General features: G+C 70.6%; 26 protein-coding genes and 1 tRNA gene. 8 read left to right on the forward strand and 19 right to left on the reverse strand.

Going from position 1 to position 24,835, the window contains the following annotated elements:
* Positions 1–35: 35 nt before the first annotated feature.
* Positions 36–1,148: a peptide chain release factor 2 gene (gene prfB / locus ACFC1J_RS13975; RefSeq protein WP_375907108.1), complete on the reverse strand. Its 1,113-nt coding sequence runs from the start codon at positions 1,146–1,148 to the stop codon at positions 36–38.
* A 135-nt stretch (positions 1,149–1,283) separates the two neighbouring features.
* On the opposite strand from prfB, the gene ACFC1J_RS13980 reads away from it, so the two are divergent.
* Both ACFC1J_RS13980 and ACFC1J_RS13985 read left to right on the forward strand, forming a co-directional pair.
* A complete protein-coding gene (locus ACFC1J_RS13980) occupies positions 1,284–2,531 on the forward strand; it encodes a DUF222 domain-containing protein (RefSeq protein WP_375907111.1) in 1,248 nt (415 codons plus the stop codon).
* A 91-nt stretch (positions 2,532–2,622) separates the two neighbouring features.
* Positions 2,623–3,843 (forward strand): MFS transporter, encoded by a 1,221-nt coding sequence (locus ACFC1J_RS13985; protein ID WP_375907734.1) that lies wholly within the window; start codon positions 2,623–2,625, stop codon positions 3,841–3,843.
* Between the two features lie 29 nt (positions 3,844–3,872).
* On the opposite strand, the gene ACFC1J_RS13990 is transcribed toward ACFC1J_RS13985, so the two are convergent.
* From ACFC1J_RS13990 to ACFC1J_RS14025, 8 genes are all read right to left on the reverse strand, one after another.
* Positions 3,873–4,298, reverse strand: coding sequence for a pilus assembly protein TadG-related protein (locus ACFC1J_RS13990; protein ID WP_375907114.1), 426 nt, complete (start codon positions 4,296–4,298; stop codon positions 3,873–3,875).
* A gap of 5 nt (positions 4,299–4,303) precedes the next feature.
* Positions 4,304–4,762 (reverse strand): TadE family protein, encoded by a 459-nt coding sequence (locus tag ACFC1J_RS13995; protein WP_375907117.1) that lies wholly within the window; start codon positions 4,760–4,762, stop codon positions 4,304–4,306.
* Complete coding sequence (locus tag ACFC1J_RS14000; protein WP_375907119.1) at positions 4,752–5,165, reverse strand: TadE family protein; 414 nt, start codon at positions 5,163–5,165, stop codon at positions 4,752–4,754. Before ACFC1J_RS14000 ends, ACFC1J_RS13995 begins: the two co-directional genes overlap by 11 nt.
* A 6-nt stretch (positions 5,166–5,171) precedes the next feature.
* The gene (locus ACFC1J_RS14005; protein ID WP_375907122.1) at positions 5,172–5,369 is read right to left on the reverse strand and encodes a hypothetical protein; all 198 of its coding nucleotides are present in this window, start codon (positions 5,367–5,369) and stop codon (positions 5,172–5,174) included.
* A gap of 39 nt (positions 5,370–5,408) precedes the next feature.
* On the reverse strand, positions 5,409–6,335 hold the full coding sequence (locus ACFC1J_RS14010) for a type II secretion system F family protein (protein WP_375907125.1): 927 nt from the start codon (positions 6,333–6,335) through the stop codon (positions 5,409–5,411).
* Positions 6,332–7,186: a type II secretion system F family protein gene (locus ACFC1J_RS14015; protein WP_375907128.1), complete on the reverse strand. Its 855-nt coding sequence runs from the start codon at positions 7,184–7,186 to the stop codon at positions 6,332–6,334. The genes ACFC1J_RS14010 and ACFC1J_RS14015 overlap by 4 nt, the downstream gene beginning before the upstream one ends.
* The gene (locus tag ACFC1J_RS14020; RefSeq protein WP_375907130.1) at positions 7,183–8,358 is read right to left on the reverse strand and encodes a CpaF family protein; all 1,176 of its coding nucleotides are present in this window, start codon (positions 8,356–8,358) and stop codon (positions 7,183–7,185) included. The genes ACFC1J_RS14015 and ACFC1J_RS14020 overlap by 4 nt, the downstream gene beginning before the upstream one ends.
* 78 nt (positions 8,359–8,436) lie before the next feature.
* Positions 8,437–8,886, reverse strand: a complete 450-nt coding sequence (locus ACFC1J_RS14025) for a MarR family winged helix-turn-helix transcriptional regulator (RefSeq protein ID WP_375907132.1) — start codon at positions 8,884–8,886, stop codon at positions 8,437–8,439.
* A gap of 110 nt (positions 8,887–8,996) precedes the next feature.
* Here ACFC1J_RS14025 and ACFC1J_RS14030 point away from each other — a divergent pair, with 110 nt between their 5' ends.
* Complete coding sequence (locus tag ACFC1J_RS14030) at positions 8,997–10,205, forward strand: MFS transporter (protein ID WP_375907135.1); 1,209 nt, start codon at positions 8,997–8,999, stop codon at positions 10,203–10,205.
* Between the two features lie 44 nt (positions 10,206–10,249).
* A complete protein-coding gene (locus ACFC1J_RS14035) occupies positions 10,250–11,077 on the forward strand; it encodes an aldo/keto reductase (protein WP_375907138.1) in 828 nt (275 codons plus the stop codon).
* A gap of 56 nt (positions 11,078–11,133) precedes the next feature.
* On the opposite strand, the gene ACFC1J_RS14040 is transcribed toward ACFC1J_RS14035, so the two are convergent.
* Positions 11,134–11,215 (reverse strand) — tRNA-Leu (locus tag ACFC1J_RS14040).
* Between the two features lie 148 nt (positions 11,216–11,363).
* Between ACFC1J_RS14040 and ACFC1J_RS14045 the strand changes: the two genes are divergently transcribed.
* Positions 11,364–12,050, forward strand: coding sequence for a DedA family protein (locus tag ACFC1J_RS14045; RefSeq protein WP_375907141.1), 687 nt, complete (start codon positions 11,364–11,366; stop codon positions 12,048–12,050).
* Between the two features lie 7 nt (positions 12,051–12,057).
* On the opposite strand, the gene ACFC1J_RS14050 is transcribed toward ACFC1J_RS14045, so the two are convergent.
* Positions 12,058–12,894, reverse strand: a complete 837-nt coding sequence (locus ACFC1J_RS14050; protein WP_375907144.1) for a Ku protein — start codon at positions 12,892–12,894, stop codon at positions 12,058–12,060.
* 61 nt (positions 12,895–12,955) lie between these two features.
* On the opposite strand from ACFC1J_RS14050, the gene ligD reads away from it, so the two are divergent.
* Complete coding sequence (ligD, locus tag ACFC1J_RS14055; RefSeq protein ID WP_375907147.1) at positions 12,956–14,932, forward strand: non-homologous end-joining DNA ligase; 1,977 nt, start codon at positions 12,956–12,958, stop codon at positions 14,930–14,932.
* A gap of 23 nt (positions 14,933–14,955) precedes the next feature.
* On the opposite strand, the gene ACFC1J_RS14060 is transcribed toward ligD, so the two are convergent.
* Positions 14,956–15,888, reverse strand: a complete 933-nt coding sequence (locus ACFC1J_RS14060; RefSeq protein WP_375907150.1) for a cation diffusion facilitator family transporter — start codon at positions 15,886–15,888, stop codon at positions 14,956–14,958.
* Between the two features lie 219 nt (positions 15,889–16,107).
* Here ACFC1J_RS14060 and ACFC1J_RS14065 point away from each other — a divergent pair, with 219 nt between their 5' ends.
* Positions 16,108–16,293 (forward strand): hypothetical protein, encoded by a 186-nt coding sequence (locus ACFC1J_RS14065; RefSeq protein ID WP_375907153.1) that lies wholly within the window; start codon positions 16,108–16,110, stop codon positions 16,291–16,293.
* A 37-nt stretch (positions 16,294–16,330) separates the two neighbouring features.
* Here the strand turns inward: ACFC1J_RS14065 and ACFC1J_RS14070 are convergent, their stop codons facing one another.
* The 4 genes from ACFC1J_RS14070 to murI form a co-directional block, all read right to left on the reverse strand.
* Positions 16,331–17,320 carry a S41 family peptidase gene (locus ACFC1J_RS14070; RefSeq protein WP_375907155.1) on the reverse strand — a complete coding sequence of 330 codons (990 nt, stop codon included), beginning with the start codon at positions 17,318–17,320 and terminating at the stop codon, positions 16,331–16,333.
* 73 nt (positions 17,321–17,393) lie between these two features.
* Positions 17,394–17,984, reverse strand: a complete 591-nt coding sequence (rdgB, locus tag ACFC1J_RS14075) for an RdgB/HAM1 family non-canonical purine NTP pyrophosphatase (protein WP_375907157.1) — start codon at positions 17,982–17,984, stop codon at positions 17,394–17,396.
* Positions 17,984–18,742, reverse strand: coding sequence for a ribonuclease PH (gene rph, locus ACFC1J_RS14080; RefSeq protein ID WP_375907160.1), 759 nt, complete (start codon positions 18,740–18,742; stop codon positions 17,984–17,986). The genes rdgB and rph overlap by 1 nt, the downstream gene beginning before the upstream one ends.
* Positions 18,739–19,572, reverse strand: a complete 834-nt coding sequence (murI, locus tag ACFC1J_RS14085) for a glutamate racemase (protein ID WP_375907163.1) — start codon at positions 19,570–19,572, stop codon at positions 18,739–18,741. Before murI ends, rph begins: the two co-directional genes overlap by 4 nt.
* A 69-nt stretch (positions 19,573–19,641) precedes the next feature.
* On the opposite strand from murI, the gene ACFC1J_RS14090 reads away from it, so the two are divergent.
* Positions 19,642–20,964 carry a nicotinate phosphoribosyltransferase gene (locus ACFC1J_RS14090; protein WP_375907166.1) on the forward strand — a complete coding sequence of 441 codons (1,323 nt, stop codon included), beginning with the start codon at positions 19,642–19,644 and terminating at the stop codon, positions 20,962–20,964.
* 87 nt (positions 20,965–21,051) lie between these two features.
* On the opposite strand, the gene ACFC1J_RS14095 is transcribed toward ACFC1J_RS14090, so the two are convergent.
* From ACFC1J_RS14095 to ACFC1J_RS14105, 3 genes are read right to left on the reverse strand one after another with little or no spacing between them, the layout of a single operon-like run.
* Entirely contained in the window at positions 21,052–21,318 is a 267-nt protein-coding gene (locus ACFC1J_RS14095) for a DUF3039 domain-containing protein (protein WP_045272272.1), read from the reverse strand.
* Positions 21,319–21,372: 54 nt separating this feature from the next.
* A complete protein-coding gene (locus ACFC1J_RS14100) occupies positions 21,373–22,941 on the reverse strand; it encodes a hypothetical protein (RefSeq protein WP_375907169.1) in 1,569 nt (522 codons plus the stop codon).
* Positions 22,917–24,683 carry an ABC transporter ATP-binding protein gene (locus ACFC1J_RS14105; protein WP_375907172.1) on the reverse strand — a complete coding sequence of 589 codons (1,767 nt, stop codon included), beginning with the start codon at positions 24,681–24,683 and terminating at the stop codon, positions 22,917–22,919. Before ACFC1J_RS14105 ends, ACFC1J_RS14100 begins: the two co-directional genes overlap by 25 nt.
* Positions 24,684–24,835 lie beyond the last annotated feature (152 nt).

Consider the following 24,835-nt stretch of genomic DNA (forward strand, 5'->3'; position numbering starts at 1 on the left):
GCCCTGGAAAGTCGCTGAATCGACGATACCGAAGGTCAGTCGTCGTCATCCTTGCGCTTGCGCCAGCGGATCCCCGCGGAGATGAAGCCGTCCAGGTCTCCGTCGAACACGGTCGCCGGGTTGCCCGACTCGTGTCCCGTGCGGAGGTCCTTCACGAGCTGCTGGCCGTAGAGGAAGTAGGAGCGCATCTGGTCGCCCCAGCTCGCGGTGATGTTGCCGGCGAGCTCTTTCTTCTTCGCAGCCTCCTCCTCCTTCTGCAGCAGCAGAAGGCGGGTCTGCAGCACGCGCATGGCGGCGGCGCGGTTCTGGATCTGCGACTTCTCGTTCTGCATCGAGACGACGATGCCGGTCGGGAGGTGCGTGAGGCGCACGGCGGAGTCGGTCGTGTTGACCGACTGGCCGCCGGGGCCGGACGAGCGGAACACGTCGACGCGGATGTCGCCCTCGGGGATGTCGACCTCGGTCGCCTCCTCCATGAGCGGGATGACCTCGACCGCGGCGAACGACGTCTGCCGCTTGTCGGCGGATCCGAACGGGCTGATCCGGGCGAGACGGTGCGTGCCGGCCTCGACCGAGAGCGTGCCGAACGCGTACGGCGCGTCGACCTCGAACGTCGTGGACTTGATGCCCGCACCCTCGGCGTAGGACGTGTCCATGATCTTGACGGGGAACTTGTGGCGCTCGGCGTAGCGCAGGTACATGCGCAGCAGCATCTCGGCGAAGTCGGTGGCGTCGTCGCCGCCCGCGCCGGAGCGGATCGTGATGATCGCGGCGCGCTCGTCGTACTCGCCGTCCAGCAGGGTCTGCACCTCGAGCTGGTTCACGGTCTCGGTGAGGGAGGCGAGCTCGGCGCGCGCCTCGGCGGCGGAGTCCTCATCCTCCATCTCGTTGGCGAGCTCGATGAGCACCTCGAGGTCGTCGAGACGCTGCTCCACCTCGGTGACGCGCTTCAGGTCCGCCTGGCGGTGGCTGAGTGCGCTCGTCACCTTCTGGGCCTTCTCGGGATCGTCCCAGAGGTCGGGCGCGCCGGCTTCCTCGCTGAGGCGTTCGATGTCGGCGCGGAGCCCCTCGACGTCGGCGACCTCGCGGATGTCGCCGAAGGTCTGACGGAGGGCCGCGATTTCGGCGGAGAGATCAAGTTCGAGCATGGCACCTCAGAGTATCGCGCGCGGCGACGCCCTGACGACCCATCGGCCTCTCCCCCTCCGGAAGAGGCCGGGAACGACCGCCGGGGCAGGCGTCGAACCCTGGCTTTGTTCGCACTTTTGTACTATACTCGGATCATGGAGAACATCGACGATCCGGCCCCGCGACTCGCGTCCGCGGCGGAGATCGTCGGCTTCGTGCTGGGCGATCTCGCCCGCCACGACCATGAGGTGAACCGCCGGGCGGCTCTGCGCGCGGAGCGGATCCTCGAGGTGATCGAACTGGCGCGCCGACACCCCGACCTCTACACGGCCGACGCGGATCCCGGTTTCGCCGAGCGGGCGGCGGTGCTGGACATGGCGTTGCGGCTGCAGCTCTCCGAAGACCAGGTGCGCACCATGCAGGCGACCGCCGAATTCGCGATGACGCTGCTGCCGAACGTCTGGGAACGCGCTCGTTCCGGTTTCGCCTCCCCCGCGGCGGTACAGGACGTCGTCTCTCGCGTGCGGGTGCTTCAGGCGCCGATCGATGCACCGGACGACGTCCGGGCGGAGGCGCTCACGGCGATCGCGGCCGCCGACGAGGCGGCCGCCGACTGGGTGCTGACCTGCCCTCCGGCGATGCTGCGGCGCAAGGTCCGCACCCTCGTGGACAGGCTGCTCGGCGACCGCACCGTGCGCCATCATGCGCGGGCGATGGAGGACAGGGCGGTGACGTTGACCGAAGCCGGTGACGGCATGTCGTGGCTGAGCATCTACGGTCCGACCGCCGACCTGCACGCCGCCTATCACCGGCTCTCGACGACCGCGAAGCACATGCAGAAGGCGGAGCGGGGCGACCGCACGCGGGATCAGCTCCGTGCGGACCTCGCCGCGGCCTGGCTGAAGGGCGACGGCACCCCGACGGCGGTGACGACGAAGGTGTTCGTCACGGTGCCCGTGCAGCTGCTCGCGGGCGAGCGTCCTCCGGCAGAGCAGGCGGAGATCGTCGGCGTCGGTCCCATCGACCCGCTCACGGCCGCGCAGATCTTCCTCGACGCCGGATCCTTCCACCGCGTCATCACGGATCCGGTCAAGGGCGTCATCGTCGACATGGATCGCCGCACCTACCGTCCTACCCGGGCGCAGCGCGACTGGCTGATCCTGCAGCACGGCACCTGCTCCCGCGACGGCTGCACCCGCCTTGCGCTCGATGCCGACATCGACCACGACCGTCCCTGGGCCGACGGCGGGACCACCGATATCCGCCTGCTGCGGCCCCTCTGCCCCCGGGATCATCGCCTGAGACATCGCACGCGAGCGAGGTATCGCACCCGCCCCGAGGAGCGCACGGTTCAGGTCATCACGCCGACCGGGTTCCGCACTTCCGCGCCTGCGCCGTTCTGAACGACTCGGCCGCTCCGCCTCGGACGGTGCACGGGTCTACCGTGGAGACGTGGCGGAACGGTCGATCTCAGTGCTCTGGAAGTTCGGCCCGATGGTGTACCTGCCGACGCTGCTCTTCTCGCTCGGCGAAGGCGCGGTCCTGCCGCTCATCCCCGTGATCGCGGCGAGCCGGGGCGCGTCGCTCGCCTCCGCCGGCCTCATCGCCTCGGCCCTCGTAGTCGGACAGCTGTGCGGCAACATCCCCGCGGGCTGGCTGGTCGCGAAGGTCGGCGAACGCCTCACGATGGTCATCGCGGGTATGCTCTCGCTGATCGGGGTGATCTCGGGAGCCCTGGCGTCGAGCCTCGTCGTGTTCACGATCGCGGTGTTCGTGGTCGGCATGTCGGCCGCGGCGTTCGGCCTCGCCCGCCACGCCTTCATGACCACCCGGGTGCCGCTCGAGTTCCGCGCCAGAGCGCTGTCGCTGCTCGGCGGATCCTTCCGTGCGGGCATGTTCGTGGGCCCCTTCCTCGCCGCCGCGCTGCTCGCACTGTTCCACACCGAGAATGCGACCCTCTGGTTCTTCGCCGTCCTGCTGGTCGCGCTGATCCTGCTCGTGCTGTTCGGGCCGGATCCGGAGGCGCAGGCCGCGGCCGCCGACCGCGCGCCGGACGCGGTCGAGGACACCGGCGAGCCGGTGAGCGGGTCGATCCCCACGATCGAACGCGCGGGCGTGTTCCGCACGATGTGGCGCAACCGCGACGTGCTGGGCCGCCTCGGCCTCGCCGCGGCGAGTCTGTCGGCGGTGCGCTCGGCCCGGCAGGTGGTGCTGCCGCTGTGGGGCGTCTCGATCGGCCTGGACGCCTCCTCGATCGCGCTGGTCGTCGGCGTCTCCGGCGCGATCGACTTCGCCCTCTTCTACGCGAGCGGCCAGGTCATGGACCGCTTCGGCCGGCTCTGGGCCGCGCTGCCGGCGATGGTGCTGATGGGGGCGGGCTTCCTCGTGCTCTCGCTCACGCACGATGCATCGACGAACGTGCTCTGGTTCGGCATGATCGCCGCCGTGCTCGGCGTCGGCAACGGCCTCTCCAGCGGCATCCTGCTCACGCTCGGCGCCGACGTCGCCCCGCAGTCGGAGCCCGCGGCGTTCCTCGGCTCCTGGCGCACGCTCACCGATGCCGGAGGCGCCGTCGCTCCCCTGCTGTTCTCCGGCATCGCCGCGATCAGCTCCCTCGCGATCGGCGCCGCCGTCATCGGCGCAATCGGCGTGCTCGGCGCGGTGGGGTTCCTGCGGTGGATCCCGCGGTTCGTGCCCCGGCGGCCCGCGGCCTGACAGCAGCCCGTACCGCCTCCGCACCGACGTCACTCCAGTGCCGTGCGACTGGTGCCGGTGGACTGGATCATGACCATCGACGGTACGAGCTCGCTGAGCAGCGGGGGCGACCACGCCGCGCGCACCGTCACCCGCGCCGAGCGCCCGTCGGGGCTGCCTGCAGAGACCAGCTCTGCGCCGCCGCCGACGATCCCGATCACCGCGTTCGCCTGATCCGCGATCTCACCATCGTCGAGCTCGGCGCGGATCGCCTCGCCCTCGACCTGCAGGCGGAAGCCGTCGGCTCCGGCGAGCGCGGCCGCATCTGCCACGGAGTCGAGTCGCTTCTGCGCGATGTACAGATCCGTCGCGCACACGCACACGTAGATCACGGCGATCGCAAGCACGAGGTAGCCCAGGATGAGCGGCATCGTGCTGCCACGGTCGTCGTCGAGCAGATGCTCCTTTGCCCCCACCGCGCTCATCCGTCCGTCCAGGTGCGCGAGACCTTGTAGGCCGAGGACGCCTGCACCCGCACCCTGCTTACGCGATCCAGGCCGAGCACCGGCGGCACGAACGGCAACGCGACCTCCGCCGTCACGGTGACCACGACAGTCGCGCCGGCAGCCGGGCATTCGGCGGCGACCGGAGCGCATCGGATGGCGACGTCGACGGTGGCCGCGTCCATCCCGTACTCCTCGATCGCGGACCGCACGGCGGCATCCGCCCGAGCGGTGGCCTCGGCCGAACCCCTCGCTGCGCTCGTCGTGCGCGCCGTGTGCCGTGCCGCGGACTCGACCCCCAGCATCTGCCCCTGGATCGCGCCGAGCGCGAGCACGAGGTACACCAGCGGCACGAGCAGGATCACCCCGAGCCCGATGAACTCGAGCGCCGCGGATCCGGTCTCGTCCGATGCCGGACCGGCGAGGTCACCCCTCATCTGTGAACGACTCCACCGGAGCACGGCCCACCACCTCCAGCCCCGAGGGCACTCCCAGCAACCCGATGAGCGGCAGCGTCGTGCGCACGGTGACCTCCATCGTCGGCATGCCCAGCACGGTCGTCTCGCGCACCGTCACACCCTGCGCGTAGTCCGCTCCGATGGCGCGCCCGATCACCGTCCGGGTGCGTTGCACGCCCTCACCGGGCTCGGTGTCGGCGAGGGCCGCGACGTGCGCGCCCTCGACAGCGGCGTCGTGCACGACGTTGCGCACGTAGACCGCCAGGGCGAACTGCAGCACGCCCAGCGTGAGCGCGGTCAGCAGCGCGCCGATGAGCACGAACTCGACCGGGCTGGATCCTCGGTCATCGATCCTGCCGATCCGTCCCGCAACATGACGCATGGCGTGTCAGAGTCCGCTCACACGCGCGATCGCCTGCTCGAACAGGTTCGTGAGCGCCGGCCCCGCGACGGCCCAGATCAGCACGACGAGCCCGGCGGTCATGAGTGTGATCAGGACCCAGCCGGGCACGTCTCCGCGCTCCGGGTCCTCGCGCGCATCGAGACGCAGCGAAGAGGGACGGAGCGACAGGCGATCTGCGGACATGAGGGGTTCCCTTCGAAGAGGCGGAAGACGAGGACGGTGTCAGCCGATGCCGAGCCGCAGAATGAAGACACCGGGGAACACCGCGAAGAGCACGCTGAGCGGGAGGATCAGGAACACCAACGGGAGCATCATGAGGATCTCTTTGCGCCCGGCCCGCTCGATGAGATCCCGCTTGGTCTCGTCGCGCGCATCCGATGCCTGCGCCTGCAGCACCGCAGCCAGCGGGGCGCCGCGCTCGAGAGCGGCGATGACCTGATCCATGGCGCGGGTCAATGGCGGGACCTGCAGCCGCTGCCCGCACTCGCCGAGCGCATCGGCGAGCGAGGATCCCGTGTTGACGGCGAGGATCACGCCCCGCAGCTCCCCGCTCAGCTCGCCCGATCCGGCCTGCCCCACACGGCGGAGCGCATCCGGAAGCCCCTCCCCTGCCGACAGGCACAGCGCCAGGAACTCCAGCACCGTCGGCAGCTCCTCGGTGAGCCGGCGGACGCGCGCCTTCGCCCGGACGCCGAGCAGCGCATCGCAGCCGGCTCCGGCGGTGGCCGCGGACATCACCGGGAGGAACACGGCCGGCGCCGACAGCCGACCGATCAGCACGAGCAGGACCGTCGCACCGGCACCCGCTCCGAGTCCGCACAGCACCCAGACCAGCTGACGGCGGCGGAAGGCGCCGGATCCGCCGGACAGCCCCGCCTGACTCATCCGCCGCGCGACGCCCGCGTCACCACCGCCGAACAGCGCGAACGCTCCGGTGATCCGCACGGTCCAGGATCCCCCGGCGGGCATCCGCCACGGCAGCCGCGCGGTCGGATCCACGAGGTCGGCGACGTCGCGGACGTACGGTGCGATCCGCATGCTGAGGTTCGCCCACCGCCAGCGGGGGAAGGCCGCGAGCGTGAGCAGCAACCCCGCGGCCAGGAGGCCGCCGAGCAGGACCGAGACGGCGATGTCGGACAGCGAGCTCATCGGAACCACCGCCGTGGCTCCGGCAGGCGGCCGATGCGCAGCATGACCTGGAAGGCGACGAAGGACACCGCGGCACCGGCGAGGATGAGCGCCACGCCCTCGGGGGTCGTGTACGCGCGGGCGCCCTCGGGGCGCAGAAGAAGCAGCACGAGGATCACCCACGGCGCGATCGCACCGAGCACGGCGGCGCCGCGGATCCAGGACTGCCGGGCCTCCACCTCGGCGCGCAGGGCGGCCTCCGCCCGTACCGAACCCGACAGCGCGCGCAGGACCGCAGTGAGCTCGGTGCCGCCGACCTCCCGCGCCATGCGCAAGGTCTCCACGATCCGATCTCCGACGGGATCCGCGAGCGCCTCCTTGAGCTGCGCCGCTGCCGCGTCGAACCGGCCCGTCGCGTGCAGGTCGCGCGCGAACGCCGCGAACGCGGGGCGCAGCAGCGCAGGGGCGGCCTCCTCCAGCGCGGCGACGGCATCGGGCAGCGGCATCCCCACCCTGATCGACGCGATCAGCAGGTCGCAGACGTCGGGCCACAACCCGCGCCGCAGCCGGAGCAGCCGATGACGCCGGGTGCGCAGGAACACGACCGGCATCGCGGCGCCCGCGAGTGCGAGCACGAGGGCGAAGGCAGGTGTCCCCGTCATCAACCACGCCACGGACCCTGTCACGAGCCCGACCGCCACGACGCTCACCACGAGCACGCGCGCATCCGACCGGAACCCGGCTTCCCGGAGCAGCCGGGTCGCAGCGCCCCGGCGCGGAGTGCGCACCGTGCGTTCCCTCGCGGGCCACAGCCACGCAGACACCGCCAGCACCACGCCTGCAGCGAGCAGCGCGCCCAGCAACAGGGTCATGCGACGCCCCTGCGACTGAGCATGCCCGAAGCGGCATACGATTCCGGCTCTGTGTGGATGACGCGGTGCGTGATGCGCCCGGCGGCGTCGATGCCGAGCGGTTCGATCACCTCGGCGACGCGTCGAGCGCCGTCCTCCTCCCGACGGCAGTGCACGACGAGGTGCACGGAGGCGGCGAGCGCCGGTGCGATGAACGCCCGGTCGATGTTGCGCCCCGCGAGCAGGGGCAGCATCGTCAGCTTGTCGAGCGCCTCCGCAGCCGAGTTCGCGTGCACGGTGGCCGCACCGGGTACGCCGGTGTTGAGCGCGAGCACCAGATCGAGTGCCTCGGCATCGCGCACCTCGCCGATGACGAGCCGGTCGGGCCGCATCCGCAGCGCCTCCCTCACGAGACGTCGCAGCGTGATCTCCCCCGTGCCCTCGAGGCTCGCCTGACGCCCCTGCAGAGCCACGAGATCCGGTGCCTGCACGCCCAGCTCGAACGTCTCCTCCACGGTGATCACCCGCTGCGGGCCGCATTCGGCGACGAGCGCGGCCAGGAGCGTGGTCTTGCCGGCATGCGTCGGCCCGGAGACCACCACGCTGCGGCCCGCGCGCATCGCGTCGGACAGCAACGCACCGACCGATGCGGGGACCATGCCCTGCGACACCAGTGCGTCGAGGCTCCGGTACCGCGGGAGGAAGCGCCGGATGTTGACCGCCCACGATCCGCGCACGACATCCGCGATCGCGACGTGCAGCCGGGATCCGTCCGGCAGGGACGCATCGACGAACGGCTGCCCGATGTCGACCCGCCGCCCCGCGGAGTGCAGCATCCGCTCCACGACATCGCGCAGCTGCGCCTCGGTCAGGGTGATCGGCACGCGCTCGCTGCGCCCCTCTCGGGCGATGAACACGCGTGAGGGGCCGTTGAGCCAGATCTCCTCGATCGTGTCGTCCTCGAGCAGCGGCTGCAGCGGCCCGTAGCCGGCGACACCGGCGAGGACGTCCCGCACGCACGCCGCCTCGTCATCGATCGTGGCGGTGCCGCGGGCGAGCGCCTGATCGTTGTGCCGGCGCACCTCGAACTGCGCGATCCGCCGCGCCTCATCGGGATGGGACGAAGGATCCGTCCGCTCGGCACGCAGCCGCGCACGCACCCTCTCGGCGACGGAGGCAGTGGTCGGGCTCATCCCCGCATCGTCGCAGGATCCGCGGAGCTGCCTCGGAAGTTATCCACAGGCGCCGCGGCTCAGCGCGCCGGACGCGCGTCAGCCGACGCGGGCGACGTCGTGCAGCGCGTCGACCATCGGCAGCAACTCGGGCTGCTCCGCGGCATCGGCGAGCACGCGCTCGAGCGTCTCGTCGTGCACCGGTCGGGCGCGCTCGTACAGCTTCTGCCCGCTCGGGGTGAGCTCCGTGTAGATCCCGCGACGGTCGTCGGCGCAGAGGATCCGGGTGAGCAGTCCCCTGTCCTCGAGCCGGTTCACCAGGCGCGTGGTCGCGCTCGGGCTGAGCGCCGCGGCACGGGCCAGCTGCTGCATGCGCATGTGCCAGCCGTCCTGCCGGCTCAGCGCCTCCAGCACGGTGTACTCGACCACGGAGAGCCCCGCCTCGGTCGACAGAGCACGCTCCAGCTCGGCCTCGATCATGGCGTGCAGAGCGGCCATCGTGCGCCATCCGCGGGCGCGGATCTCGACGGCGTCATCGGCGATGCCCATGGATCCTCCAAAGGTAGTTGCTTGCGCTTTTTATTTGCGCGTGCAAGTATTGTGATCACCGACGCAACAACCCGCGCCTGCAACTATCTCACTGTACCAGGAGTTCCCCCATGCCTCTCGGCCTGATCGCCCTCGCCCTCGGCGCCTTCGGAATCGGCCTCACCGAATTCGTCATCATGGGCCTGCTGCCCGAGGTTGCCGCCGACTTCGGCGTCACCGAGGCCGCCGCCGGCTGGCTCATCTCGGGCTACGCGCTGAGCGTCGTGGTCGGCGCGCTGTTCCTCACCGCCGCCACGACGCGACTTCCCCGCAAGCCCGTGCTGCTCGGCCTCATCGTCCTCTTCGTCATCGGCAACGCGCTCACCGCCCTCGCCCCCGGCTACGGCCTGGCGATGGTGGGCCGCATCGTCGCCGCCCTCACGCACGGCGCGTTCTTCGGGATCGGATCCGTCCTCGCCGCCTCGCTCGTGCCCGCCGCGAAGAAGGCCGGGGCGATCGCGATCATGTTCACCGGCCTCACCGCCGCGAACGTGCTCGGCGTTCCGTTCGGCACCTTCCTCGGCCAGCAGTTCGGCTGGAGGGCCACGTTCTGGGCGATCGCGATCATCGGCGTCGTCGCCTTCGCGGGGATCGCCCTGCTCGTGCCCACGGCGCATGACATCGCCCCCACGCGTCTGCGCGACGAGCTCGGCGCCTTCCGGTCGAGCCAGGTGTGGCTCTCCCTCACCGTGACGGTGCTCGCCTACGGCGGCATGTTCGGTGCGTTCACCTACATCGCGTACACGCTCACCGAGGTCAGCGGCTTCGCGTCCGGCATGGTCCCCTGGCTGCTCGTGCTGTTCGGGGCGGGCCTGTTCCTCGGGAACTGGGCGGGCGGCAAGGCGGCGGACCGGTCGATCGACGCGACCCTCATCGTCTTCATCGCGGCTCTCGTCCTCGTGCTCGTCGGCTTCGCGCTCGTGGCGTCGAACGGCGCCGCGACCACCGTCGCCCTGTTCCTCATGGGCGGCTTCGGGTTCGGCACCGTGCCGGGCCTGCAGTCCCGGATCATGGGCTACGCGTCCTCGGCTCCGACACTCGCCTCCGGCGCCAACATCGGCGCGTTCAACGTCGGCAACGCCCTCGGCGCCTGGGCCGGAGGAGTCGGCATCGCCGCGGGATTCGGATACACCTCCCCCATCTGGATCGGCGCCGGGATCACCGCACTGGCGCTCCTCGTGATGATCATCGCCGCGATGCTCGCCCGGCGCGGATCCGCACGACCCGGCCCCGCAAGCGCGCCCACCGCCACGAATCCGATTCCCGTCGCCGCGCGCTGATCCACCCCTCCTCCACTCCGCAACGACAGAGAAAGACGAACGACATGACCGTCCCCTCCCTCACGCTCAACAACGGCATCGCGATGCCCCAGCTCGGCTTCGGCGTGTTCCAGGTTCCTGACGACGAGACCACTGCGGCCGTCGCCGCCGCCCTGCAGACGGGCTACCGCAGCATCGACACCGCCGCGATCTACGGCAACGAGCGCGGCGTCGGCCGCGCGATCGCCGAGTCCGGCATCGCTCGGGACGAGCTGTTCATCACCTCGAAGGCGTGGAACGCCGAGCAGGGATACGACGCGACTCTGCGCGCCTACGACGCGAGCCTCGACAAGCTCGGCCTCGATGCGCTCGACCTCTACCTGATCCACTGGCCCGAGCTCGGCGATGGCGACTTCACCGGCACCTGGCGCGGACTCGAGGCGCTGTACGCCCAGGGCCGCGTGCGCGCGATCGGCGTCTCGAACTTCGAGCCCATACATCTCACGCGCATCCTCGAGACCGGATCCGTCGTGCCCGCGGTCAACCAGGTGGAACTGCACCCCGCCTTCCAGAACCGCGCAGTGATCGATGCGGATGCGGAGGCGGGCGTGGTGACCGAGGCGTGGAGTCCGCTCGCCCAGGGCGCGGTGCTGCAGGATCCTGCCATCGCGGCGATCGCCGCCCGGCACGGCCGCAGCACTCCGGCCCAGGTGGTACTGCGCTGGCACCTTCAGCAGGGGCGCGTCGTGATCCCGAAGTCGGTGACGCCGAGTCGCATCGCGGAGAACTTCGACGTGTTCGGCTTCGAACTGGACGCCACCGAGCTCGCGGCGATCGATGCGCTGGACCGCGACGGCCGCAGCGGCCCGCATCCGCACGAGTTCCACGGCTGACGGATGCGCGCGTTCCCGGGGCCGGCCACGCGGCCGCCACCGGGAACGCGCCCGTGTGCGGAAGGTGGGACTCGAACCCACACGCCCGAAGGCACAGGAACCTAAATCCTGCGTGTCTACCGATTTCACCACTCCCGCGCGGCGATCCCCAGTCTATGTCGAGCCCCCGCCGGCGCCGAGCCCCCGGCACCCTCTCAGGCACTGCTGGCGGAGCCCGCTCTAGACTTCAGGGACGCCGAGATCTCGGCGGTCATTCCAGCGACGACTCCACGGACGGGAACCACCTGTGCACCACGCCGCCCTCATCCCCTGGCTCGACCCGAACGTCATCATCAACGGCGCCGGCCCCTGGGCACTCGCCGTGGTGCTGTTCATCATCTTCGCCGAGACGGGCCTGCTCATCGGGTTCCTCCTCCCGGGCGACACCCTGCTGATCATCTCTGGCCTGCTGACCCACACGAACCACGTGTTCGGGGTCGACATCTGGGCGGTCGGCCTGCTGATCGCACTGGCGGCGTTCCTCGGCGGCGAGGTCGGCTACCTGATCGGGCACAAGGGCGGACCCGCGGTCTTCGAGCGCAAGGAGTCCGGGCTGTTCAGCCGGAAGAACGTGGAACGCACGAACCACTTCTTCGAGCGCTTCGGCGGCCTGACGGTGATCATGGCGCGCTTCGTCCCGGTGGTGCGCACCTTCGCGCCCGTCGCCGCAGGCGTCGGGCACATGCCGTGGCGCAAGTACAGCCTGTACAACCTCATCGGCGCGCTCATCTGGGGCTTCGGACTCACCTACGTCGGCTACCTGATCGCGTACATCCCCTGGATTGCGGATCTCGTCACCAAGTACATCGACGTGATCCTGCTCGGCGTCGTCGCGCTCACGCTCGCGGTCACCGTCTGGCACTACCTCAACGAGCGCCGCAAGGCGAAGAAGGAGGCGGCTGCCGGGATCCCGGCCGTCGAGCCGGAGACCTGACCCGGGCTCAGCCGGCGTCGCGGGCGGCTCCGTCCGCGTCGCCCTTCGCGGAGGCCGCGGCCCGCGCGGCCTTCGATTTCTCGACGCTCGCCCGCAGCGCCTCCATGAGGTCGATGACCTCGCCGCCCTTCTCGGCCGGCGCGAACGTCTCCTCGGTCTCGAAGGCCTCGCCCTTCTCGATCTTGGCGTCGATGAGCGCGCGCAGCTCGACCTGGTACTCGTCGACGAACGCGCTCGGATCGAAGTCCGCGGAGAACCCGTCGACGAGCGACGCCGACAGCTCCAGCTCCTTGTCGGAGACCGTGACCTCCTCCTGCAGCGCGGGGAAGTCGGCCTCGCGCACCTCGTCGGCCCACAGCAGGGTCTGCAGCACGAGCACGTCGCCGCGCACCCGCAGGGCCGCAAGCCGCGTCTTCTGGCGGAGAGTGAAGCGCACGATCGCGGTGCGGTCCGTGGCTTCGAGGGTCTTGCGCAGCAGCACGTAAGCCTTGGGCGAGGTGGAATCCGGCTCGAGGTAGTAGGCCTTGTCCAGCGTCAGCAGATCCACTTGGTCGGACGGCACGAACTCCACGACGTCGATCTCGCGGCTGCGCTCGGCTGGCAGCGACTCGAGGTCGTCCTTGGTCAGCACCACGGTCTGCGACTCATCCTGGTAGGCCCGATCGATCTCCGAGTAGGCGACGGTCTGCCCGCAGATCTCGCACACCCTCTTGTACCGGATCCGCCCGCCGTCGGCGTCGTGCACCTGGTGCAGCGCGACGTCGTGGTCCTCCGTCGCCGAGTACACCTTGACCGGCACGTTGACCAGGCCGAAGGTGAGCGAGCCCTTCCAGATCGTCCTCATGGCACCAGTACACACCACCGGCGCTCACGACGGATACCTCCGTGCGCACTACTGTGACCACATGGCAGACGGCCCGCAGTTCGTGCGCATCGGAGAGCGGCGGCTGCGCGTGACGAACCTCGACAAGGTGGTGTACCCGGAGACGGGAACCACCAAGGGCGAGGTGATCGACTACTACGCGCGGATCGCCCCGCGGCTGCTGCCCGTCGTCGCCGGACGCCCTGTCACCCGCAAGCGCTGGGTGGAGGGCATCGGCACCGCGGCGGATCCGCAGGGATCCTTCTTCGCGAAGCAGCTCGAACCCGGCGCGCCGGGGTGGATCCCGCGTCAGGAGATCCCGCACTCGGGCGGCGCGAAGGACTACCCGCTCGTCGACGAGGTCGCGACGCTCGTCTGGATGGCGCAGGTCGCCGCGATCGAGCTGCACATCCCGCAGTGGCGCTTCGCCCCAGGCGGCGGCCGCGGCAACCCGGATCGGCTGGTGCTCGACCTCGATCCGGGTCCCGGCGTGACGCTCACCCAGTGCGCCGAGGTCGCGCTCCTCGCCCGAGGGATCCTCACCGGCATGGGCCTTGATGCCGTCCCCGTCACGAGCGGGAGCAAGGGGATCCACCTGTACGCGCATCTCCCCGGCGATCGCACGAGCGACGAGATCTCCGGCTTCGCGCACGCCCTCGCCCGCGCGATCGAGGCCGATCGTCCTGACCTCGTGACGAGCGTCATGACGAAGACCCTGCGCGCGGGCAAGGTCTTCCTGGACTGGAGCCAGAACAACGGCAAGAAGACGACGATCGCGCCCTACTCGCTGCGCGGCCGGCCGCAGCCGTGGGTCGCTGCCCCGCGCACCTGGGCCGAGCTGGAAGACCCGGACCTCCGTCAGCTGCGATTCGACGAGGTGCTCGAGCGCGCGGGGCGGGGCCTGGATCCGTTCGCGGCGATCACGGCCGCGACCGATGCGACTCCGGCCGGCGCGACTCCGGCTCGCGCGACTCCGACCGATGCGCCTTCGGAGCCCCGGCCGGACGCGCGCGAGCGCGGGCCAGCCCCGATTCGGGGAACCGGAGGATCCCCCGTCCCCGTGTACTCCCCCATGCTGGCCGAACGCGGAACCCCCGGCACGGCCCGGGGACTCGGCTGGGCCGAGATCAAGTGGGACGGTGTTCGCGCGATCGGCAGCTGGTCCGAAGGGCGCTTCCGGCTGCACGCCCGCAGCGGCACCGACATCACCGACCGCTACCCCGAGCTCACCGCGGACGGCGCGCCGGGATTCCCCGTCGGCGAGGCCGTGGTCGACGGCGAGATCGTGGCGCTGGATGCGGCCGGCCGGCCGAGCTTCCACCGACTGCAGGACCGGATGCACCTCACCCGCGCGCGAGAGATCGAGCGCGAGGTCGTCCGCACCCCCGTGCGTTACCACCTGTTCGACCTCCTGCACCTCGAGGGCCACGACCTCACCCCGCTCCCGCTGCGCGACCGGCGCGAGCTCCTGGAGCAGATCGCCGCGGATCTGCCCGCCCCGGTGCTCGTGCCGCCGGTGTTCGACGACGTCGACGCGGCCCTCGCCACGAGCGCCGCACTCGACCTCGAGGGGGTCGTCGTGAAGGATCCCGCCTCGGCCTACGCGTCGGGCGGGCGCTCCCCGCGCTGGCTCAAGATCAAGCTCACCCGGGCGCAGGAGGTCGTGATCGTCGGCATCCGGCCGGGCAAGGGAGACCGCGCCGGGCGCATCGGATCTCTGCTGCTCGCGATCCCCGAACCCGCGCTGCCATCCGGGCTGCGCTACGTCGGCCGGGTCGGCACGGGCTTCACCGACCGGGTGCTGCAGGACCTCGGCGCGCGGCTGGAGGCGCTGCGCACGCCGTCGGCGTCCGTCGACGGCGTGCCCGTCGCGGACGCCTCGGACGCGCTGTGGGTGAGGCCGGAGCTCGTCGGCGAGGTCGAGTTCGCGAACTGGACCGACGACGGCGTGCTGCGCCACGCCCGATGGCGGGGGCTCCGTCCCGACAAGCGGCCGGACGAGGTCGTCGTCGAGTCCTGACCCCACAGACTCAGGCGCACGGCTCAGGTGTGCACGGCCTCGCAGTCGCCCGCGTTTCCGGCGCCGCTCGCATCGGGCTCGATCTGGAACGTGGAGTGCTCCACGTCGAAGTGCTGCGCGAGGCAGGTCTGCATCTGGACGAGGAGCGCCGCCGCTCCCCCGCCGGCGAGCACCGCGGGCTGCACCGAGACGTGCGCCGTGAACACGGGTGCGCCGCGCGTGAGCTGCCACACGTGCACGTCGTGCACGCCGGTCACGCCCGGGTAACCGAGCAGATGCTGACGGATCTCGCTGACCGCGGTGCCCTTCGGCGCCGACTCGGCGAGCACCGAGAACACCTCCCGCATCAGCGCGATCGCGCGGGGGATGATCATGGCGGCGATCACGAGCGAGGCGATCGCGTCGGCGGGCATCCAGCCGGTCGTGATGATGACGATCGCCGCGACGATGACCATGGCGGATCCGATCAGATCCCCCATGACTTCGAGATACGCCCCTCGCACGTTGATGCTCTCGCGCTGCGCGGCGCTGAGCAGCCACATCGAGATCGCGTTCGTGACGAGGCCGACTGCGGCGACGATCAGCATGAGGGATCCGGCGACCTCGACCTCTCCCGGGTTCACCAGCCGAGTGATCCCCTCGAACGCCACCCAGGCGGAGAGCAGGATGAGGATGATCGCGTTGATCAGCGCGCCGAAGACCTCGGCGCGCTGATAGCCGAAGGTGCGCCGATCGTCGGCCGGGCGCGCGGCGACGGTGCTCGCGATGAGGGCGATCACGAGCGCGGAGGCATCCGTGAACATGTGCGCCGCGTCCGCCAGCAGGGCGAGGGAGCCGCTGAGGATCGCGCCGACCACCTGCACGATCATGATCACGGACGTGAGCGTCAGCGAGATCGCAAGCAGGCGGCGGTGGCCTGCAGAGCGGATCCCCGTGGCGGGTGCGTGGTCGTGCATGCTTCAAGGGTAGAGCCGGGATCTCCCGGTCGGAGGCCTTTTCGCCTAGTCGGGAATGGGGATGATTCTCACTTGCGCCCCACGTCGCACGCAAGGTCTCGCGCCACTGACCCCGACCGGACAAGCTGGACTCGTGGAGCGGATCACGGTCTGGGCGGAGCGCCATCAGGTGACGCTCTACCTCGCGGCGATCGTGCTCGGGGCCTAGCAGGGATCCTGGTGCCGTCGGGCGCCGCGCTGCGCCCGCTCGCGATGCCGGTGCTCGATGTCCTGCTGGCTCTCTGCGTGGACGACGTGATCGTGTTCACAGGACCCGCCGGCCGAGCGAAGGACCGTCTGCTCGCGTTGTGCAGACTCGCGGAGCCGCTGATCATGGTCACAACGGTGCGACCATGCCGCGGATGATCCGCTGACAAGGATCCGGCGGCACGAAGCGACTCAGTCACTTCCCGAGACATGTTGAACGGACCCAACCCTGTGCCGCGAGCTTCGCAGCTTGCGTCCCCTCTCCGCGGGGAACGCCGACTCCCGGCTCCATCGGGCCGTCCAGCTTCTCGCCATTGCGGTTCATGAACCACGCAGTGGTGAGAACGATCTCTGCTCCGTCCTCCAACGGAAAGACCTGGTTGCTCGTCGTCATGCCCGCGCTGGGCTGCCCGACACGCACCGTGTCGGCCTGACGGTCGAATGCGGCGAGAACCATCTCCGCGGCGCTTCTTGTCACCCCGCTGGTGACGATCGCAACCGGCCCGAGGCCATGCGGAGCGTCGTCGCCCTGAGGCGATAGCCACTCTTCGCGCCCATCCGGATAGCGGAGCCCAATCGCCTGGTCGGTATCCAGCAGCGGCCCGATGACATCCAGCATCGTGAGCCCATTGCCTCCGCTGTTGTCGCTGAGGTCCAGCACCCAACCGCACGTCGTCGCTGCCGCGTTGGCGGTGATGGCCGTTCGTCCGGCCCGCAGGTAGGACTCCGCGTCGTCGGATCCGTTCGGTGCCGCAAGGGCGGGAAGATGCAGGACCGAGATTCCGTCCTGCGTTTCGACGTTCGGCACCGCAATCGGTTCTTCAGAAGCCGGGGCTGGTGCGCTCTCACCAGGCGTCAAGAAGAACGAATGCACACCGCCTGCCTTGCGGACGGCCTCGCGCAGCAACGCATAGGCAGCCGACGGCGAATCGATATCACCTGCTCGGTCCCGCGCGCGTGCGAGTTCGTCGCGCCATTGATCGGAGTCTCGATACAGGCCACGTTCGTCCATGACGGCGAGGGCCGAGTCGACATACCCATCAAGAGAACTGGAGCTGGGCGAGACTGTCGCAGTAGGCGCTACGGGTGCCGAGCATCCTGAAGCAGCCAAAAGGCCCACGAGCACCAGCCCCGAGAAGACCGAAACAACGCACCGCTGCAACGGATGAGCGGCCCGCGGATTCATGCTGCGATCCTGTCAAGACCGTCAGCACGGGTCAACCAAGACCGCCAGACTTCGCTCCCGAGGCGGCCGAGCCTCAGAGCTCGGCGAGCAGCGGCACCAGCGCCACGAAGGCGCGGGCACGGTGCGACTGCGCCTGCTTCTCCTCGGCCGTGAACTCACCGACCGTGCGCTCGAGGCCGGTCTGCCCCTCCGGCAGGAACACGGGGTCGTAGCCGAAGCCGCCGTCGCCGACGGCGGCGTGCGCGAGACGGCCCGGCCACTCGCCGCGGACCGTCCACTCGCGTCCGTCCGGGAGGACGAGCGCGATGACGCTGACGTAGTGCGCCGCGCGACGCGGATCCGCGATGTCGCGCAGCTGGTCCAGCAGCAGTTCCCGGTTCGCGACGTCGTCCTTCTTCTGGCCCGCCCAGTAGGCGGAGAAGACCCCGGGCGAGCCGCCCAGCACGTCCACCGCGATGCCGGAGTCATCCGCGAGCGCCGCGAGACCGGTGTGCGCGGCCGCGGCGCGCGCCTTGATGAGCGCGTTCTCCTCGAACGTCACGCCGTCTTCGACCGGTTCCGGCCCCTCGTAGCCGACGACCTCGAGATCGGGGCGTGTGGCCGCCACGATCTGCCCGAACTCCGCGATCTTGTGCGCGTTGTGGGTGGCGAGGACGATCCTCATCACTCGGTCCCTGAGCCCGTCGAAGGGGCGAGCACCGCGAGCTGGCGGTCGCGCAGATCGGCGCAGCCGTTGACGCCGAGCTCGAGCAGCGCGTCGAGCTCGCGCTTGTCGAAGGGCGCGCCCTCGGCCGTGCCCTGCACCTCGACGAACAGACCGCGGCCGGTGACCACCACGTTCATGTCGGTCTCGGCGCGCACGTCCTCGACGTAGGCCAGGTCGAGCATGGGCTCGCCGTCGATGATGCCGACCGAGACCGCAGCGACGGAGTCACGAAGGACCTGGGCCTTCTGGCCGATGAACTTCTTGCGCCGGCCCCACTCGATCGCGTCCGCGAGCGCGACGTAGGCGCCGGTGATCGCCGCGGTGCGGGTGCCGCCGTCAGCCTGCAGCACGTCGCAGTCGATCACGATCGTGTTCTCGCCGAGCGCCTTGGTGTCGACGACCGCGCGGAGAGCCCGGCCGATCAGGCGCGAGATCTCGTGCGTGCGCCCGCCGATGCGGCCCTTCACGCTCTCCCGGTCGTTGCGGTCGTTCGTGGCCCGCGGCAGCATCGCGTACTCGGCGGTGACCCAGCCCTTGCCCTTGCCCGTGAGCCAGCGGGGCACGCCGTTCGTGAACGACGCCGTGCACAGCACCTTGGTGTTCCCGAAGCTGATCAGCGCGGATCCCTCCGCCTGGGCACTCCAGCCGCGTTCGATCGTGATCGGGCGGAGCTGGTCGACGGTGCGGCCGTCCTTGCGGATGGTGGACTCGGTCATGGGATCTCCTTGAGGTGGGGAAGGTCGATGACACCGGTCTGCACGAGCCGGACGCCCCGCACCTCCTGGCCCATCAGTCGGTTGGCGAGGGCGGTGAAGTCGTCCGCGGACGCACCGGTCGCCTCGTACACGTAGCGGGGGCGGGCATCGGCGGTGGCGAGGAGGTCGCCGCGCACGAGTTGGCGGTAGACGTCGCCCGCGGTCTCGTCGTCGCTGGAGACGAGCGAGACGCCCTCCCCCATGACGTAGCCGATCGCTCCGCGCAGGAACGGATAGTGCGTGCAGCCCAGCACGAGGGTGTCGACGTCCGCGTCGCGCAGCGGCGCCAGGTACTCCTCGGCGACCCGGAGCACCTCAGGGGTGTCGGTGATGCCGGCCTCCACGAACTCGACGAAGCGCGGGCATGCCGCCGTGAACACCGCGAGGTTCTCGTTCACCTCGAGCATGTCCTGGTAGGCGCGGGAACCGATCGTGCCGACCGTGCCGATCACGCCGATCCGGCCGTTGCGGGTGGTCGAGATCGCCCGGCGGACGGCGGGTCCGATCACCTCGACGACGGGCACGTCGTAGCGCTCGCGCGCGTCGCGCAGCATCGCAGAGGACGCCGTGTTGCAGGCGATCACGAGCATCTTCACGCCCTGATCGACGAGGGTGTCGAGCACCTCGAGCGAATAGCGCCGCACGTCGGCGATGGGCTTCGGCCCGTAGGGCGAATGCGCGGTGTCGCCGATGTAGACGAACGACTCCCTGGGCAGCTGCGCCCTGATCGCCCTCGCGACGGTGAGCCCGCCGACCCCGGAGTCGAAGATCCCGATCGGCGCGTCGTTCATGATGCTCCAGCCTAGTCGGCGCACGAGTCAGCGCGCTCCGCACGGGCCGTCGCCCGTATGCTGATCGCCATGACCGCGTCCAGCGCCCTGAAGACCGATCGTTACGAGCTCACGATGCTGGAGGCCGCGCTGCGCGACGGCACCGCCGCGCGCCAGAGCGTGTTCGAGCTGTTCTCCCGCCGCCTGTCCGGCGGCCGACGGTTCGGCGTCGTGGCCGGCACCGGGCGCCTGCTCTCCCTGCTGCGCGATTTCCGCTTCGGCGAGGATGAGCTGCGCTACCTGCGCGATGCGAAGGTCGTGGACGCCGCGACGCACCGCTACCTCGAGGGCTACCGCTTCACCGGGACGATCCGCGGCTATCGCGAGGGCGAGCTCTACTTCCCCGGATCCCCGATCCTCACGGTCGAGGGCACGTTCGCCGACGCGGTGATCCTGGAGACCCTGGCGCTCAGCGTGCTCAACCACGACTCCGCGGTCGCGACCGCTGCCAGTCGCATGAGCATCGCCGCCGGAGAGCGCCCGCTGGCCGAGATGGGGTCGCGACGCGCGGCCGAGGACTCCGCGGTCGCCGCCGCCCGCGCCGCCTTCATCGCAGGGTTCGGCGCCACCAGCAACCTCGAGGCCGGCCGCACCTGGGGCATCCCGACCATGGGCACCGCCGCGCACTCCTGGACGCTCCTGCACGACAGCGAGGAGGACGCCTTCCGCGCCCAGATCGACGCCCTCGGCACCGGCACCACGCTGCTCGTGGACACCTACGACATCCGGCGCGGGGTCGAGACGGCGATCCGCGTGGCAGGCACGGAGCTGGGCGGCGTGCGCATCGACTCCGGCGACCTCCCGATCATGGCCGCCGAGGTGCGCGCGCAGCTCGACGAGCTCGGCGCGACCGGCACGAAGATCACCGTGACGAGCGATCTGGACGAGTATGCGATCGCCGCGCTCGCCGCCTCCCCGGTGGACGCGTACGGCGTCGGCACGTCCGTCGTGACCGGATCCGGCTACCCGACCGCGAGCATGGTCTACAAGCTCGTGGCGCGCCAGGGATCCGACGGCGGCTGGGTCGCCGTGGCCAAGGCGTCGGCGGACAAGGCCTCGAAGGGCGGCCGCAAGGCCGCGTTCCGGATCCTCGAGAACGGGGTCGCCCGGTCCGAGCGCGTGCTCGTCGCGGACGGCTTCGAGGAACTCGGCGTCCAGGAGAGCTCGGATGGGCGGGCCCTCCAGGTGACACTCGTCGAGGGCGGCGAGATCGACACCGCGTACGAGGGACCAGTCGGAACCGTCGCGGCGCGCGAGCACCACCTCAAAGTGCGCGAGGAGCTGCCGGTGCGCGCCCTCGCGCTCAGCAAATCGGATCCGGCGATCCCGACCCTTTTTGAAGACGTCCGCTAGGACCGACTCGGTTCCTGAGCGAGGAGCGGAGCGACGAGACGAAGGACGTCGACGTCGCCTGAGGTCGGTTTCTGACTCTTTCGGGGGTCAGCCGACCATCGACTCGTAGATCTCCTTGCATGTCGGGCACACCGGGAACTTCTCCGGATCCCGTCCCGGAGTCCACTTCTTGCCGCACAGCGCCCGCACGGGCTTGCCGGTCAGAGCGGACTCGAGGATCTTCTCCTTCTTCACATAATGGGAGAACCGCTCGTGGTCTCCCGGCTCCTGGAGCTCCTCGTTGAGGAGCTGCTCGAGTTCGCGATCGAGGGTGGCGACGCCGCCCTGGTCCGGGGCATCCAGCGGGGTACTCATGACCGCGAGTCTAATCGTGCGCAGGCGCACCGGCGCCGCGATCACGCGGATCTCTCACACCGTCTCGACGAACTCCATCAGCTGCGCCCCGCGGCGCTCGAACGTCCGGCCTCCGATCTGGACGCCGAGGAACAGCACCGCGGCACCCATCAGCAGTCCCGTCCAGAGCACCGGCGCCGTGGAGACCGTGTCATCCGCCAGCGCGGGCCAGGCCAGAAGCAGTGCCGGAAGGCTCAGAACGACCGCGCCGAGGAGCGTCCCCGCCTGCCCCAGCAGGCCGCCGCGGGCGCGCTGCGGCTGCTGGAACGGGCTGTCGCCCGGACGCGAGACCGCGTAGGGCGCGACCGCCGACAGGACGCTGGACAGGCCGAGGCCCGACAGCAGCAGGCTCGCGACCACGCCGACGAACAGCGGCAGCAGCGTCCACCGCCCGATCACGGCGAGCGTGATCGGGATCGCCACGGCGAGGGTCGGCACGGCGATCAGGAGCACGGGGATGAGACGGCCCAGCCGGTCCGGCACTCCCCTCACTCCGCTCGCGACGTGGATCCAGAACGCGGTCGAGTCGTAGGCGACGTCGTTGTGCGGCAGCCAGCCGAAGAACAGCGCCATCACGGCGACCGGCAGCGCCGCCGCGATCTCGAGCGGCACACCGGCGACGAGGAGCGGGACGACCGTGAGCACGCCCGCGATCGGCACGATCACGAAGTTCATGATGTAGCGGCGGTCGCGCAGCCAGTAGACGAGGCTTCGTGCCGCCACGGCGCCGAAGGCGTTCGACGGCAGCAGAGCGAACCAGCCGAGTCCCGGCCGCTCGCGCACCGTGGTCGGCCGCTCGGTGGTGCTCAGCGCCCGTCGCGCGAGCACCAGCCAGCCTGCCGTGACGACGACAGCCGTCGCCACGGCGACGATCGCCGCGACCCACGCTCCGCCGGCGTGATCCGACAGGGCGAGGAAGGGCATCGCGGCGGAGGCGCCGAGCGGCGTGAAGCCGAGCACTCCCGCGACGGTGTGCAGGACCGGCGGAACCGCTCCCGCCCAGCCCAGCGAGGCCACGAACACGCACACCGGCACGGCGATGACGATCACGGCGAGCGCGAAGAGCGACGTGAGCTCGCGGGAGCGCCGCTCCGGCAGCAGCCGCGCGCTCAACGCCATCCCGACCCGTGCGGCCAGCACGGCCGTCCCGAGGGTCAGCAGCCCTGAGAGCACCGCGAGGATCCAGGGAACCCCGAACGTGATCGCCACGCTCACCACGGCCGCCTCCACCACGAGCAGCGCCAGGCTCGGCACGCTCACGAAGGCCGCGAGGGTGAGGACCAGGGGAAGCCGACGCTCATCGACGCCGAAGACCACGAAACGTCGCGGATCCAGCTGGTCGACGGATCCCGCCAGGATCGGCGCCACGAAGAAACCCAGGACAACGGCGGAGCTGCCCAGCACGATGACCGTGTGCGCGGCGGCTCCTGAGGTCTGCGCGAGGCTGCGGATGGCGACGACCGCCACCGTCGTCGCCGCCGCGGTGAGCAGCAGCGCCACGACGGTGCGTACCACCCGACTCCGGTCGCCGCGCAGCGCGCCGAGCGCGAGCATGAGCCTCAGTCGGAGAACGTGTGCAACCACTCGAGCCCCTCCACCTCGGCGCCCGCGCCGGACAGCTCCACGAAGCGCTGTTCCAGGGTCTGCCCCGCCCGCACCTCGTCGACCGTGCCCTCGGCGAGGACCTCGCCGCCGACGATGATCGCGATCCGGGCGCACACCTGCTCGACCAGATCCATGCCATGGCTGGAGAGGATGACGGTGCCGCCGTGCGCGACGTAGGCGCGCAGGATGTCCAGGATCACTCCCGAGGACACCGGATCCACCGACTCGAACGGCTCGTCCAGGACCAGCACGCGCGGCGAGTGGATCATCGCGCCGGCGAGCATGATCTTCTTGGTCATTCCGGCGGAATAGTCCGAGACGACGCGGCTGAGCGCGCCGGTCAGATCGAACGCCCTCGCCAGATCCGCGACGCGCTTCTCGACGACATCCGAGGGAAGGCCCCGCAGCAGTCCGTAGTAGTGCAGCAGCTGACGCCCGGTGAGCCGGTCGAAGGTGCGCAGGCGATCGGGCAGCACGCCGAGCGCCCGCTTCGCGGCAGCCGGATCGGCGGTCTGGTCGATCCCGCTGATCCGCACGGTTCCCTCGTCGGGACGCAGCAGGCCGGCGATGATCGACAGCGTCGTGGTCTTTCCGGCGCCGTTGGGGCCGACGATCCCGTAGAAGGAGCCGGCGGGGACCGTCAGATCGATGCTCGCCACCGCCACGGCGTCGCCGAAGCGCTTGACGAGGCCGCGCACGACGAGCGCCTGCCCGTCGGCATCGGCGTCAGGATCCGGCGCGACGGCGGCGGCATCCTCGACATCCGTCGTGGCCGCCGCAGGTGCGGTCTCGGCCTCGACCTCTACGGTCGCGACATCCTCGTTCTCGATGACGGCGACCGTGGACGGGACGGCTTCGATCTCGACGACCTCCGCGGCGATCGGCTCGACCTCCGCGGCTCCGGTCGTGACGGATCCCGCCGCCCCCGATTCGCTGTCCACAGGAGCATCATGCCCCGTGACGGCGGGCTGTGGGGAGACCTTTGCGCCCGAGTCCTCGGTCGGTTCGATCGCGGCTTCAGCGACGATCGGCGGGTTCACCACCTCCGCGACGGCAGCGGCGGCCTGCGCGGCGACGGCAGCGGGTGCCGTCCGCGCTCCCCCTGCGGCCTTCGCCCGCGGAGCACGCTTCGTGGCCGTCGTCTTCGGCGCGGTGTTCTTCGCAGCCGTCGTCTTCTCCGCGGCGGCCTTCGCCGTGGCGGCCTTCGCCGTGGTCGTCTTCGCGGCCGCGGTCTTCGCCGCCGCCGTGCGCGCGGTCCGGGCGGTCGTCGTGCGCTTCGGCGCGGACTCGCTCGCTTCCGAGTCCTTGACGCCCCCCGACGCCTCGGTGCCCGTAGCGGCGGTCTCTCTCTTCGCCGCCGCCGCTGTGCGCTTCGTCGTCGTGGCGGTCTTAGCCGCCCGCGGCGCGCGTGCGGTGCGCGGTGCGGCGGCCTTGACCGCGGCGACCTTGGCGGCGGATTCCTTCGCGTCCTCCGCGGCCGCCTCCGCCTTCGCGGCGCCGGCCTTCTCCGCCGCGGCCTTCGCCGCCGCCGTGCGTGCCGCGCTCGTCCTGGCGGCCGTGCGCTTGGCCGCCGCGGCTCGCGCCGCCGATGCCTGCCCCTCGGCCTTCACGCGCGCCGTCTGCGCAGCCGTCGTCCGAGGACTGGCGGACGCGGGACGACGGGCCTTCGTGGGTGGGGAAGAGTCCTTGGGCGCGCGGGGGTCATTGGGTGCTCCGGTCATGCCCTTCACGGTATCAACCGAGGAGCCCGCGAACCCTGACGACGACCCGAAGTGACGGGATCCGAAGCACGTGATGTCGCCTCCGGTGAACCTGGGAATGACCCGAGCACTCGATAACGGAATGGCATCGCGGTCGATCTGACCATGATCCG

The sequence above is a fragment of the Microbacterium sp. NPDC056052 genome (assembly GCF_042266785.1).
GTDB lineage: Bacteria > Actinomycetota > Actinomycetes > Actinomycetales > Microbacteriaceae > Microbacterium.